The sequence below is a fragment of the Paenibacillus sp. sgz302115 genome (genome assembly GCF_056120445.1).
In genome coordinates, this window is the sequence record NZ_JBVYOK010000032.1 from 22,138 (window position 1) to 35,197 (window position 13,060).

The following is a 13,060-nucleotide window of genomic DNA, read 5'->3' on the forward strand; positions in this document are numbered from 1 at the left end:
ACAGGTTTGCGTTACACGGAGCTCAGGACGTACAATTGAGACATAAATCATATGTACATAAAGGAATGTGTACAGCAAAACAGGAGGAACAGATTATGAGTAAAAAACAGGTAGCAACCGCAAAAGCACCCGGAGCCATCGGCCCCTACAGCCAGGCGATCATCGCCGGGAACTGGGTATATACTTCAGGTCAACTGGGACTGAACCCGGAGACAGGAGCACTGGCTGAGGGTGTGGAGGAGCAGGCGCGCCAATCGCTTAGCAATGTGAAAGCAATCCTTGAAGAGGCTGGAGCATCCCTTGAGCATGTTGTGAAGACGACGGTCTATCTGAAGGATATGAACGATTTCGCGGCAGTAAACGAGGTGTACAGCACTTTCTTTACCGAACCTTATCCTGCCCGCAGCGCTGTTGAGGTTGCTCGTCTGCCCAAAGACGGACTTGTAGAGATTGAAGCGGTGGCACGCAAGAAATAAGCCCTTTATTCTGCGGAGTGCTGTGAAGTGAATAAACTGTGGAACAAGAAGGTTGTCCGGCTATTGCATAGCTCAGGGCAGCCTTTTTTTTGTGGCTCGGGGCCCCGCAAAGTACCTGAATCGGCATCGAAGCGGAAGCTCCACTTTGTGGGGGTATTTTGCGGATAGCACTCCGGGCTCTCTGGGCAAAATGTAAGTATTAGCAGGCCGCAACAGACGAAGGGGGAAAGCGAGCAATGGAGAGCAGTGAGGCGATACGCCCCGAGAAAATAGGTCCGCTCGTGATGAAGGAGACCTGGAGCACAACCGGCAGCCTGGTTTCCTGGGAATGCTCGGAGAATAGCTATATTTGCCGCGGGGAGCGCGGGGGGATTGTTTTTGTTTTTTTGAGCGATGATATGTTTCGGATGAAGGTGTTTCGGGACCGGGCGCCTGATTTGACGACGACGGAAGCGGTGCTGGCGGAAAGCTGCATTCCGCATTTGTTTCCGGTGGAGGAAACTGAGAATCGGTTGATCTTTACGACCGGTGTCATCCGGCTGATTATTGAGAAAACCACGTTTCTGCTCCGGGTGGAGAAATTGGACGGCACGATCATCATGCAGCAGAATCTGATGAGCTCGAATCCGCGCGGCGCGAGCCATGCTGAATATGATATGCAGCCGGATTCGCATTTTTACGGACTTGGAGAGAAAGCGAGCTTCCTGGATAAACGCGGGGAGCGTTATACGAACTGGAATACGGACGTATTTGCACCCCATCTGCCGGAAATCGAAGCGCTCTATGAGTCGATACCACTGCTGATTCATATGCACGGCGGCCTGTCGTATGGCTTGTTTCTGGATAATCCGGGCCGGAGTGATTTTGATATGCGCTCGCATGGGGTTGCGTTTACCATCGGCTGCTCTACCATGGCTTATGATATCTATTTCATCAACGGGCCTGACATGAAGGATGTAGTCAAAAAATACACCTCGCTGACCGGACGGATTGCGCTTCCGCCCAAGTGGGCCATCGGCTATCACCAGTCGCGCTACAGCTATATGAATCAGCAGGAGGTGTTGGAGCTTGCACGGACATTCCGGGAGAAAAAAATTCCCTGCGATGTTATTTATCTGGACATCCACTATATGGATGAGTACCGGGTGTTCACTTTTGATCCGGTCAATTTTCCTGAGCCTGACAAAATGATTGCCGAGCTTGGCGAGCTGGGTGTGCGGATTGTGCCGATTGTAGACCCTGGCGTTAAAAAGGACCCCCAATTTGAGGTATATAAGCAGGGGGTGCTGGGAAAGCATTTTTGCCGCCGTCTGGAGGGCGATATTTTCTTTGGCGAGGTGTGGCCGGGCACCAGTGCATTCCCGGATTTCAGCGACAGCCGGACTGCCGAATGGTGGGGAGATCTGCACAAGTACTATACGGATCTTGGCATTCAGGGCATCTGGAATGATATGAACGAGCCAGCCGTATTCAATGAGTCGAAGACCATGGATCTCGATGTGATGCATTCGGGGAACGGGCGGCTTCTAACGCATGAAGAGTATCACAATCTGTACGGGATGATGATGTCGAAGGCCACGTATGAGGGGATGATGGGGCATATGGGCGGCGAGCGTCCTTTTGTGCTGACCCGGGCCGGATATGCCGGCATCCAGCGTTATGCCGCAGTGTGGACGGGGGACAACCGCAGCTTCTGGGAGCATATGGCGATGGCGATGCCGATGGTGCTGAACATGGGCTTGTCGGGACTGGCCTTCTCCGGGCCTGATATCGGTGGGTTCGCCCACCATACCTCCGCGCAGCTGCTGGTGCGCTGGACGCAAATGGGCGTATTTTTCCCGTATTGCCGCAATCATTCCTCCATTGGCACGCTGCGCCAGGAGCCGTGGTCGTTCGGGGAAGAGGTGGAGGGGATTCTGCGGGAATTCATCGGCCTGCGCTACCGCTGGATGCCGCATTTATACAACCTGTTCCATGAAGCGGAGATGAGCGGCTTGCCTGTGATCCGCCCGCTTGTTCTGGAATACCCGCGCGACCCGCATGTGACCAATCTGTGCGACCAGTTCCTGCTGGGGGAAAATGTGCTGATCGCCCCCGTCTACCGCCCCGATACGGACCACCGCTGCGTGTATTTGCCGGAGGGACGCTGGATTGATTACTGGGACGGAGAGGTGCATGAGGGCGGACGCTACATTCTGGCCGCTGCACCGCTGCGGATTATGCCGATGTATGTCAAGGCGGGGACTTTCGTCGCCGAAGGCCCTCTGAAGCAGTATGCATTAGAGGATACGGAAGAAACGTTAATATTTCATCTGTACGGAGCGGAGGCGCGAAGCGGGTTCTCTGCTGCTTGCACCCTCTATGAGGATGATGGACACAGCTTCAGCTACAAGAAAGGGCATTATGCGGAAATCAGTGTGCAGGCCGCCGGGGAAGAGGGCAGATTGCGGCTGAGCTGGTCCTATACCGTGCGTGAATACGTTCCGCGCAGAGAATCGCTGCGGTTCACTCTCTGTTATCCGTTTTTTACGGCTGCTGCCGTGGAGGGGCTTACCGAGATTAGCCAGGAGCAGCTTGAAAAAGGGTGCCCCGGCTGGGCCTATAACGGCAGAAATGGGGCGGTTATTATTCAGGTGGCCGATGCTCCGGAAGGCGGGGAGCTGCAGATTTATGCGGCGGGGCTGTAGCAGGAGATTGGCAGCAGTTGCAGCCGATGCTTGGAAATGCAGACTTCGGATTCATGTGGAGAGAGGCAGCAGAGGGAACAGCTTCATATTGCACTTGCGGGAGAGCTTGATGTGTTCTAGAGTGAAGGGCCACCACGAAGGGGTGGTCTGTTTCCTGTTAGGAGGCTTTGGGGGCGTGGCCGGGAGCTTGCGCGGGAATAACGGCAGAAGTGCCGTTGTTGAGAGGTCCCCGGGGAGTTTGTGTGGAAATAACGGCAGAAGTGCCGTTGTTGAGAGGACGCCGGGGGGGATGGGCGGGAATAACGGCAGAACTGCCGTTGTTGAGAGGCCGCCGGGGGGTATGGGCGGGAATAACGGCAGAAATGCCGTTGTTGAGAGGACGCCGGGGGGTATGGGCGGGAATAACGGCAGAACTGCCGTTGTTGAGGCCTCGGCGGGCGGTTTGCGTGGAAACAACGGCAGAAATGCCGTTGTTTTGTGCTGCCCGGCGCTTTGTGCGGAATCCTGCATTTGTCGCTTTTTTGCAGATCATCTGCAGAAAAATTGCAGAAAGGTTTTTAAATATGGGCTTTTTCGTATAAGATGAAGGGATGAAGAAAAAAACGTTATGGGAGATCATCAATGATTAAGCATCTGTATGCTATATGGTTAGGGGACGTGTTGTTCTGCTTCTCCGGTGAAACTTCAGAGCCGAAGGTGGATGCATGGACGCGTGTAGTCAAGCGGCTGGAGCTTCGGAGCGGCTGGCGTCCTTTTGCAGGTGCTGCGCTGCGGCTTACGGAAGTGAAATATCCGGTCGCCGCCTCTGTAGAAGGAAAGGCGACGCGGCGGGGCGTGCCGGGACGCACGCTTGAAGGGCTGGCCCTGTCGCCGAAGGATGCGTTCGAAATGCTGCTCGGCTGGGATGAGCAGCTTTGCCGCAGCCAGGGACTTGAGCCGGGCGGGGAGCTGCGCTATTGGGCGGCAGCGGCCCGTTTCGCGCTGGAGCTGATGGGCACGGGCGGCATTGTGCCCGGAGCCCTGCCGCCGCGGAAGGCAGGCTCGCGCCGGCGCGGAGGCGAGCAGGCAGCCGCTGCCGTCTGGTCCCCGGCTTTTCGGCAAGAGGCGGATAAAGAGCTGTTCCTGCAGATGGCGGCATCCATGCCGGTGCTTGCGCTGGGTGCTCATGTGGCCGAGGAAGGTGATTTGTCCTCACGCGAGGATGCCGGCGCTTATGTGCTGTATTCTTTTCTGCAGGCGGTATTGACTGCGGAGATCAAGCGGGTCGTGGCGGAGAATGAGGGGAAGCTCGCGCCGTATAAGGCGAATTACCGGCGCGGTTATTCACCGCTTACGGAGCTGTGGTGGAACAGCCTGCTCACGGGCAGCCGCGATATCCCGGTTCAGGGGACTCCCGCAGAGGTGGCGGAGCTTCTGAGCGCAGTGAACGGGACAGCGGGCAATGAAGTGCCGCATACGGAGACGGAGGAGGCGCGCAGCGGCCAGCTCGGTCTTGGCCTGCGTCTGGAGCCGCCGGCGGACGAGAGTGAAGAGTGGCGGCTATCCTTCTGGGTGGAGAGCCGCGAGGAGGGGGAATTCTGGCTTCCGGCAGCGGCAATCTGGAGCAGCCGGGAACGGGAATTCACGCTCTGGGGCAAGCGCTACCGCAACATCCAGCAGCAGTTGCTTGCCGCACTGGGCCGGGCAGGCAGAATATCGCCGGATATCCAGCGCGCGCTCACCGTACCGGCTCCCAGCGGTGTAGAGCTTGCGCCGGAGCGGCTCTATTTCTTCCTGAAGGAGAGCGTGCAGCCGCTGCGCGAACGGGGAATCACGGTGCAGATGCCTTCACGCTGGAGCCGCGATGGCCGGCGGCGGGTCGGCATGAAGATGAAGATGCAGCCGCCCGCCGGCGGGATAGACGGTCCTGCCCAGGCAGCGCTTGGCCTGGAGCAGTTGATCTCCTTCCGCATCGAGGCATCGCTGGGAGATTCGGACATCAGTGAAGAGGAACTAAGCGCTTTGGTGGAAGCTGGCGTGCCCTTTGTACGGTTCCGCGGGGAATGGATTGAGATTGATCCCAAGGAAATCCGCCAGGTGCTCAGATATATGAAACGGAATGAAAGCGGAGAAATGACGGCGGCGGATTGGATGAGGCTTGAGGCCGAAGATGGCGACGAGCGTCTGTGGAAAGGGATGTCGGTCACCGGGATGGAAACCTCCGGCCTGCTCGCATCGCTTATGGAAGGCGATGTGCTGCGGAACCTCCCGCTGCGTCCGGTGCCGGATGCTCTGCATGGGACGCTGAGACCCTATCAGGAGCGCGGGTATCAATGGCTGGCTTCGCTGAGCGGGCTGGGGTTCGGCGTCTGTCTGGCCGATGATATGGGGCTGGGTAAAACCGTGCAGGTGATTACCTGCCTGCTGGACCGCGCCCTGAATGCCCCGCCTGATGAGAAGCGCGAGCCGGTGCTGATTCTCTGCCCGACCTCGCTTCTGGGGAACTGGCAGCGGGAGCTGCAGCGCTTCGCACCTTCGCTTAGCCTGCACATCCATCACGGAGGGCGGCGGGTGCGCGGAGCAGGCTTCGCCGAGCTTGCCGCCAGCCATGAGATCGTATTGACCACCTATCACCTGGCAGGCAGAGACAGTGAGGATCTGGCGAGTGTTCGCTGGTCAACCGTCGTGCTGGATGAGGCGCAGTACATCAAGAATCACCGCACCAAGCAGGCGCAGAGCGTGATGAAGCTGACGGCGCCGAACCGCATTGCCATGACGGGCACCCCGGTGGAGAACAGACTGGGTGAGCTTTGGTCGATTTTTCATTTCCTGAACCCGGGGTATCTGGGGACGTATCATTCTTTCCGCCAGCGTTATGTCTCCGGGGAGGGCGGAGAGCGGCTGCGGGAGCTGCATCGGCTTGTTTCGCCTTTCCTGCTGCGGCGGCTGAAGAGCGACCCGGACATCTCCAAGGATCTTCCCGAGAAGCTGGAGCTGAAATCGTATTGCACGCTGACTGAAACGCAGGCAGCGCTGTATCAGGGTGTGGTTAATGAAATGCTCGGCGTGATCGGTGAGCGGTCGGGCATGGCCCGCCGGGGACTGGTCTTGTCCTCCCTGACCAAGCTGAAGCAGATTTGCGATCATCCCCAGTTGTTCCGCAAGGATGAAGGGCGAAGTCTGCGCACTGAGCAGTCCGGCAAAATGGAAGTGATGTTCGAGCTGCTGGACAGCATCAACGAGCTTGGGGAATCTGCACTCATTTTTACCCAGTATGTGGCGATGGGCGAGCTGCTGGTCAGCCGGCTGGCAAGAAGGTACGGCAAAGCGCCGCTGTTCCTGCACGGCGGAGTTTCCAAGCGGGAGCGTGACGAGATGGTGCATGCTTTTCAGGAAGGGGAGGGCGCTTCCTTCTTCGTGCTTTCGCTGAAGGCCGGGGGCGTGGGCCTGAATCTCACCCGGGCCAACCATGTGCTGCACTATGACCGCTGGTGGAATCCGGCGGTGGAGAATCAGGCGACCGACCGGGCTTTTCGTATCGGCCAGCACAGAAATGTGCAGGTGCATAAGCTGATCTGCCAAGGAACGCTGGAAGAGCGGATTGATGAACTGATTGAACGCAAAAAAAGTCTGTCGGAGCAGGTCGTTGGCTCCGGTGAGCACTGGCTGACCGAAATGTCCAATCATGAGCTGCAGGAGCTGGTTGAGCTGCAGGGCCAGGACTGGATGTAGCCGGAAATGACCAGTACAAAGGAGGAGCGAACAATGAGCGGACCACTTAAGCTGTGGCTGGAGATTCTGCCCGGAAGGCTGCGGGCTAAGGGGTTTCAGGGAGCGGGACGGTCTGCGGAAATGCAGGCCAGGCAGACGGCGGGCGCTGCTGCCCGGGACAGCGAAGCAGCGTATGCTCTCACTCTGGAAGTTCCGCTATGGCCGGCTGAGCGGAAGAATAAGGTGCTGCAGGAGCTTGCTGCACATCCGGGAGAGCTATACGAGCTGCTGCAAGGCAGGCTGCCTGACAGGCTTTCGGGGTTAGGGCTGCTGCCTGTTGCGGCGGAGCTGGAAGCTGCGGTCTATGAGCAGGGAGAGGGAACAGCAACCCGGGCAGAGCTGCAGGAGCTGATCAAGCAGCAGCTATCCGAAGAGCCGCTGCTGGCATTGTCGCTGCGCGGCCTGGACAAAGAGGAGCTGCTGGCCGGAGTATTTGGCCTGTGGGCCGAAGAAGAGGCCCCGGAGGCTGGTGCAGGCAAACCGGCCAGCGGTGCGCTGGCGGCAGAGCTGGCCCGCCTGGAGCGCAAGGGACCTGCGGTGTCCGCGGGAGAATGGCTGGCGGAGGCCGCCGCCGAAGGCTCGCTTCACCAGCCGGGGCCGCTGTTTCATGAGATCGCTGCCCGGCCGTTCCCGGTGTCCCCGGTGGTAGCGGAGCCTGCGGAGAATTGGCCGGCCCTGCTGCCTCAGACACCGGGAGCCACTGAAGGGCTGACGCTCATCATGCGGCGTGTAGCTGAGGCGGCTGCCAGCCGGGCTGCTGGTTTGAGCAAGCTGTAAAGTGAAAGAGTAAAGCTGAATGGGGGCTGCGGCTTTTTTGGGGGAAGCAGACCGCTGCTCAGCCATTTTAGCAACTTCTCTTGCTTGCTATGCTCCTGGGCGCGAAATAGTTCTCACGGTGAGTGAGCGCATGTAGTATGAAGGGCAGCATATGAACGGGCTAACCAATGTTCATATACTGCCCTTTTAGACGTTATAAGACCTTTTGAAGCGATTATTCCTTGGCGGGTCCTTCGGTCAGCTCCAGAATTTCACGGCGCAGGCGGAGCATCTTCTGATCCAGCTCATCGGCGGCGCGGGCGGCTTCCTTCAATTCTTCGGCAACATGCGGCGGCAGTTGTTTGTCGAATTTATAATAGAGAATATGCTCCATGCTGGCCCAGAAATCCATTGCAAGTGTACGTAGCTGAATCTCCGCCTTCACCCAGCGGGTTCCTTCGAGCAGCACTAGCGGAATGGCTACAATAACATGCAGACTTTGATAGCCGTTAGGCTTGGGGTTGGCGATATAGTCCTTGATCTCCAGTACCCGGATGTCTTCGCGTACGCACAGATGATCGACCAGACGGTAAATATCCTTCACAAAAGCACAGACGATACGCATGCCTGCGATATCATGAATGTGCTGCTCCATATTCTCTATGGTGAACTCATGGCCCTTGCGCTCCATCTTTTGCAGAATGCTCTTGGGTTCCTTGATGCGTGACTTGACATGCTCAATCGGACTGAAGCCGTCGCGAACCTGCCACTCTGTCTTAATAATATCTATCTTATTCTCAAGCTCATTCAGAGCATGGCGGTAGAGCGCCGGCAGTGCTTTGAAATCTTCACCCTGTTTGGCGAAATCCTCGCCCATCTGCCATTTTTGCAAATCCTTGACATGTACCTGCAACTGATTCAGCGTAACTTGTGTACTATCATTTTCTTCCACTGAGACTCTCCCGGTTTTCGTCGTTATATGTGACTGATTGCTTCTTTATTTTACCCCATGTGCCGCCCTGGAAGCAAAATTAGTCTGGGACTTCCCGCTTGTCCAAGTTAATTTTACAGAAACATTTTAGGAGTGGCAGCGTATTAGCACACATAAAGTATGTATTAATGAATCTGATCGAGACTTTTGGTATGATAGAAGCACGTTTTACGCTTCTGCAAGGAGCGTTTAGGGGCAACTCAAACTATTACTTGGGCTGCGGATCAGCCCTGTTCTCACTCTGGAGAAGGAGGAACTACAATGAATATATTGCAACGCATCAAAGACAGTGCCAGCCGGGTGAGTGAAAAAGCGCAAAGCTCGGTGGAAATCGGCAAGCTGAACGGACATATTTCCGATATTGAACGCGAGATGGAAGTTGAATTTATGAAGATGGGGAAGCTTTTCTATGAAGGCTACCGTTCCAGGGATATGTCTGTGGCCGAAGGCAAAATGGTGGAGCTCTCACGGGGCTGCTTCAAGCTTCAGGAACAGATTGACGGGCTGCGCGCACGGATTGCCGAACTGAAGAATGAACAGCTCTGCGCCTGCGGGCAGGTGGTCACCCTGGGAGCCAATTTCTGCCCGCACTGCGGACGCAAGCTGGAGCCGGCTCCCTCGCTGAGAAAAGAAGCGGCGGCAGTGAACGTACATATCGTTCATAAACATGAAGAGGAAGAGGATGAATACTACGGCGAGGAAGAACTGACAGAAGCCGAGAAGGAATTGGCAATGCGCCACGTTCAACGTGCATCATACACGGAGAAGCCGCCTGTGAAGGAGGAGCTGCCCCCGGAGCAGTTCGGAACGGCCCAGGAGGAGGAACGCGGACGCCGCGAGGCCGATGAGCTGGAACGCGAACGCGAGAGACAGCTTGAGCTGGACCGCCGGATTCGTGATTGGAGAGCTGCCGAGCCGGAGGAAGAGGCGGCGGTCAGCGAGGGAGGCAGCGTGCGCGAGCTTGTGAAATGCCAGATCTGCCGGGCCGATCTGCCCAAGGGCTCGATGTGGTGCCCGCGCTGCGGCTCGGAGCAAATTTAGACAGGAGTTACAGTCAGCTTAGGGGGACAACATAGATGGAACAGTTGCTGCTGCATCTGCGCAATTTGGGTTTCACGGAGATGGAATCCAAAATCATGGTCGAGCTGGCCACCAAAGGCCAGGCTTCGGGCTACGAAGTGGCAAAACAGCTCGGAGTATCGAGATCTAACGTATATGCGGCGCTTCAGCGCTTGACTCAGCAAGGATATGTAAGATGCGGTGAAGGGGAGCCGGCGCGCTACAGCGTGCTGGACCCGGAGGAGCTGGCGACAATGATTTCCGGCCGGGTGCAGGCTTCGCTGGCATATATGGAGAGTGAAATGCCGCGCGGCGGACCGGTCAGCCCGTCCTTCTACAATGTGGAGGGCGACCGCAATGTGCTGGGGGCGCTGATTCGCCAGCTTAATCTGGCCGGGCAGGAAATAGTAGTCGATGTTTGGCGGGAGGAAGCCTCACTGCTGCGCAGCGAGCTTGCGCAAGCAGAGAAGCGCGGGGTGAAGCTGCTGTGGGCCTTTGACGGCGGCAACGCGGCTCCGGCTCCATATCCGGCATGGCCGCCGCTTGGCGGGAAGCCGCCCAGAAGCGGAGGACGGAAGTTTTCTTTTGTCATCGACCGGGCCTGGTGCATGCTGGGCATGCGTTATGAGGATGGCACCGCGCAGGCGGTCATCACTGAGCATCCGGTGCTTGTGGAGCTGCTGCTGAACCACTTTGCACAGGAAATGGTGCTCTTCGAATTGGAGGAGGACATGGGACCTGAGCTTGCGAAGTGGTACGGTGAGCGCTACAGCCGCATTTTCAGCAAATATGTGCTGCATGACCAGGATAGCCGGGAGCAAACAGATGAAATAGCGGAAGAGCAAGAATAAGTGTATAAACATGCGGAACACTCCGTAGCCTGAAGCTAATATTAAGCCAGGGAGGTGAAGAAATGGAATGTATCGTTCATTTTGAAGTGGAGCATCCGGAAGGCGTCAAGAATTTGCGTGGCCTGCTGTTTCTGGATGAGGATCAGTCCCCCGGAGAACAAGAGCTAATCAGCATGTTCAAGGACATGAAGTTCGATGTGCGGCTGGATGACCGCGAGAAGCTGATCTTCAAGCCTGTGAATCCGGGTGAAAAGTATTCGCAGATCCGTATTACGGGCTTCGACACCGGGAAAGAGAACAGCACAGAGGATCACAATCTGAAGTCAATTGTCGGCAACCTGCTGCCGCAGAAGCCAACAGGACTGTAAATCAAAGCCGGGCCAGGGTCCATTTCAGAAGAGAAGGAGTGAGCACGGATGAAGCTGCTCAGACAAAAGGTTCTGGATGAAGGCATTGTTCTCGGTCAGGGTGTGCTCAAGGTGGATTCTTTTCTGAATCACCAGATGGACCCTTTCCTGATGCGCGAGGTGGGCCGCGAGTTCACCCGCCGTTTCGCCGGGGAAGAAGTGACGAAGGTGCTCACCATCGAATCCTCCGGGATCGCCCCCGGGATCATGACCGCGCTGGAGCTTGCGGTGCCGCTGATTTTCGCCCGCAAGCGGAAATCGCTGACCCTGACGGAAGACATCTACGTGGAGAAGGTCTACTCATTTACGAAAAAAGAAAGCAATGAAATCACCGTTTCCAAAAGGTTCATTGCTCCCGGAGAACGTGTGCTGATTGTCGATGATTTCCTTGCGAACGGCGAGGCCGCCTTCGGCCTGGCCCGGATCGTGGAGCAGGCAGGCGGCACTGTGGCCGGGATCGGCATCGTGATCGAGAAATCCTTCCAGCCGGGCAGCCGTCTGCTTAAGGAAGCCGGCTACCGCGTGGAGTCCCTGGTCCGCATCGCTTCGCTCGACGGAGGTGCAGTCACCTTTGCCGAAGATGATGGGGAGCAGCGCTCCGAATAGAGAAATAACACAGGCGAACCTTTCTGCCACGCTGCCGTGGAGGAAGGTTCGTTTGTTTGTGGAGCGGACCTAGCCGCTGGCGGAGCAGGGATCGGCTGCGCCCTGCGCGCCGGCCAGCGGCGAGAGCACGCGCAGCGCGCAAGGCTCGCAGCGCACGGCCATCGGCGCCGTGCCGAGGCTCTCGCCGTCGCCGATGGCATGGCGCGGCTGCGCGAAGCGGACAGCTACGCTGTGTCCGCGCAGCATGGTCACGAAGGGCAGCGCGGTGTGCGTGCCCTTCATGACCGTCGGGAACAGCCGCAGCAGCTGCCAGCGGCTGATCCCGTGCACGACGCAGACGTCGAGCAGGCCGTCATCGGCCTTCGCCTGCGGGCAGATCAGCAGCCCGCCGCCGTAGCTGGGCAGGTTGCAGATCGAGACAAGCCACGCGTTCTCGAAGGCCTGCTCTTTCCCGTCGCAGGTCACGCTCACGCGGCAGGGCTTGAAGGTCATCAGCGTATGCAGAATGCCGATGAGGTAAGCAAGCTGTCCGGCGCCGAGGGCGTTGCACAGCCGTTTGTAAGGGCCGTTATTGACATTAACGGCCACCTGGGCATCGAAGCCGCTGGCCACGGCGGTCAGCGTCCAGCCATCCGCGCCTGACAGCAGGTCGGCTGTCAGGCAGCGGTTCTGCAGCGCGGCGTCCAGCGCTGCCTCTGTGGCCAGCGGGATGCCGAACCCGCGGGCCGTGTCGTTGCCGGAGCCGGCGGGGATCACCGCCAGCGCCACGCCTCTGATCCGCAGCGCGCCCAGCACGCTGTGGATCGTGCCGTCGCCGCCGATCACGATGGCGGCGCGCCAGTCCTCACGGCGTGCAAGCGCGTGGAGGACCTGGGTCTCTGCGCTGTCCGCGCTTTGCGTGAACAGCGCTTCGTAAGGAGTGGCGCGGGCCTGGAGCATGGGCTCCACGGCATGCCAGGTCCGCTGTCCCGCGCCACCGCCGGAACGGGGATTTATGATGAATAGATACATGGATGTTCCTCCAGCCTGCAGATTCCTGTATGTCTTGAATCCATTGTACGAAGCGGAAGAGCAAAAGGGAATCTTTTTAACAGCAAGAGGCTTGCTGAATGGATCGCTGCAGGAGGGGGCTACAACTGGCGGAGCTGGTTCTCGGCGATGTCCCCCACCCAGGGCAGCTTATACCATCTTCCGCCCAGCGCATGGTAGATCATAAGCAGCCACACGGCGAAGCTGCACAGAGAGATGAGGACGGCGGCCAGCGGACCCAGCAGCGGAATGAACCCGCTCAGCACGTGGCAAATCGTCAGCGCACCGAAGGCAATCAGCGATTGCAGCGCATGAAAGAGCACAAAGCGGCTGCGCTTCTCCAGAGCGAGGAAGATGATTCCTCCAATAAAGGGGAAAAAGTAGCATATGGCCGCAGCGATATTATCGGGCAATCCGGTGGATGATCTGAAAGGGGACAATCTGGCTC

At 57.8% G+C, this 13,060-nt stretch carries 12 protein-coding genes; 8 read left to right on the forward strand and 4 right to left on the reverse strand.

Going from position 1 to position 13,060, the window contains the following annotated elements; translation table 11 throughout:
• Positions 1–95: 95 nt before the first annotated feature.
• On the forward strand, positions 96–476 hold the full coding sequence (locus tag AC0LWN_RS30365) for a RidA family protein (protein ID WP_074109933.1): 381 nt from the start codon (positions 96–98) through the stop codon (positions 474–476).
• Between the two features lie 236 nt (positions 477–712).
• Positions 713–3,163 carry a glycoside hydrolase family 31 protein gene (locus AC0LWN_RS30370; RefSeq protein ID WP_474671980.1) on the forward strand — a complete coding sequence of 817 codons (2,451 nt, stop codon included), beginning with the start codon at positions 713–715 and terminating at the stop codon, positions 3,161–3,163.
• 157 nt (positions 3,164–3,320) lie between these two features.
• Here the strand turns inward: AC0LWN_RS30370 and AC0LWN_RS30375 are convergent, their stop codons facing one another.
• The gene (locus AC0LWN_RS30375; RefSeq protein ID WP_474671982.1) at positions 3,321–3,785 is read right to left on the reverse strand and encodes a hypothetical protein; all 465 of its coding nucleotides are present in this window, start codon (positions 3,783–3,785) and stop codon (positions 3,321–3,323) included.
• Between AC0LWN_RS30375 and AC0LWN_RS30380 the strand changes: the two genes are divergently transcribed.
• A complete protein-coding gene (locus AC0LWN_RS30380; RefSeq protein ID WP_474671984.1) occupies positions 3,785–6,874 on the forward strand; it encodes a DEAD/DEAH box helicase in 3,090 nt (1,029 codons plus the stop codon). The two genes, AC0LWN_RS30375 and AC0LWN_RS30380, sit on opposite strands and share 1 nt — an antisense overlap.
• Positions 6,875–6,907: 33 nt before the next feature.
• Positions 6,908–7,690, forward strand: coding sequence for a hypothetical protein (locus AC0LWN_RS30385; protein WP_474671986.1), 783 nt, complete (start codon positions 6,908–6,910; stop codon positions 7,688–7,690).
• Positions 7,691–7,904: 214 nt separating this feature from the next.
• Here AC0LWN_RS30385 and AC0LWN_RS30390 read toward each other — a convergent pair whose 3' ends face one another.
• Positions 7,905–8,621: a GTP pyrophosphokinase gene (locus AC0LWN_RS30390; protein ID WP_474671988.1), complete on the reverse strand. Its 717-nt coding sequence runs from the start codon at positions 8,619–8,621 to the stop codon at positions 7,905–7,907.
• 300 nt (positions 8,622–8,921) lie between these two features.
• On the opposite strand from AC0LWN_RS30390, the gene AC0LWN_RS30395 reads away from it, so the two are divergent.
• The 4 genes from AC0LWN_RS30395 (at position 8,922) to AC0LWN_RS30410 (ending at position 11,583) form a co-directional block, all read left to right on the forward strand.
• Positions 8,922–9,701, forward strand: coding sequence for a zinc ribbon domain-containing protein (locus AC0LWN_RS30395; protein WP_474671990.1), 780 nt, complete (start codon positions 8,922–8,924; stop codon positions 9,699–9,701).
• A gap of 35 nt (positions 9,702–9,736) precedes the next feature.
• A complete protein-coding gene (locus tag AC0LWN_RS30400; protein WP_474671992.1) occupies positions 9,737–10,570 on the forward strand; it encodes a TrmB family transcriptional regulator in 834 nt (277 codons plus the stop codon).
• Positions 10,571–10,632: 62 nt separating this feature from the next.
• On the forward strand, positions 10,633–10,938 hold the full coding sequence (locus tag AC0LWN_RS30405) for a hypothetical protein (RefSeq protein ID WP_458967670.1): 306 nt from the start codon (positions 10,633–10,635) through the stop codon (positions 10,936–10,938).
• Between the two features lie 48 nt (positions 10,939–10,986).
• Positions 10,987–11,583: a xanthine phosphoribosyltransferase gene (locus AC0LWN_RS30410; protein ID WP_458967671.1), complete on the forward strand. Its 597-nt coding sequence runs from the start codon at positions 10,987–10,989 to the stop codon at positions 11,581–11,583.
• A 69-nt stretch (positions 11,584–11,652) separates the two neighbouring features.
• Here AC0LWN_RS30410 and AC0LWN_RS30415 read toward each other — a convergent pair whose 3' ends face one another.
• Both AC0LWN_RS30415 and AC0LWN_RS30420 read right to left on the reverse strand, forming a co-directional pair.
• Positions 11,653–12,594, reverse strand: coding sequence for a diacylglycerol/lipid kinase family protein (locus AC0LWN_RS30415; RefSeq protein ID WP_474671995.1), 942 nt, complete (start codon positions 12,592–12,594; stop codon positions 11,653–11,655).
• Positions 12,595–12,713: 119 nt separating this feature from the next.
• Positions 12,714–13,052, reverse strand: coding sequence for a DUF4870 domain-containing protein (locus AC0LWN_RS30420; RefSeq protein ID WP_458967673.1), 339 nt, complete (start codon positions 13,050–13,052; stop codon positions 12,714–12,716).
• Between the last annotated feature and the right edge of the window lie 8 nt (positions 13,053–13,060).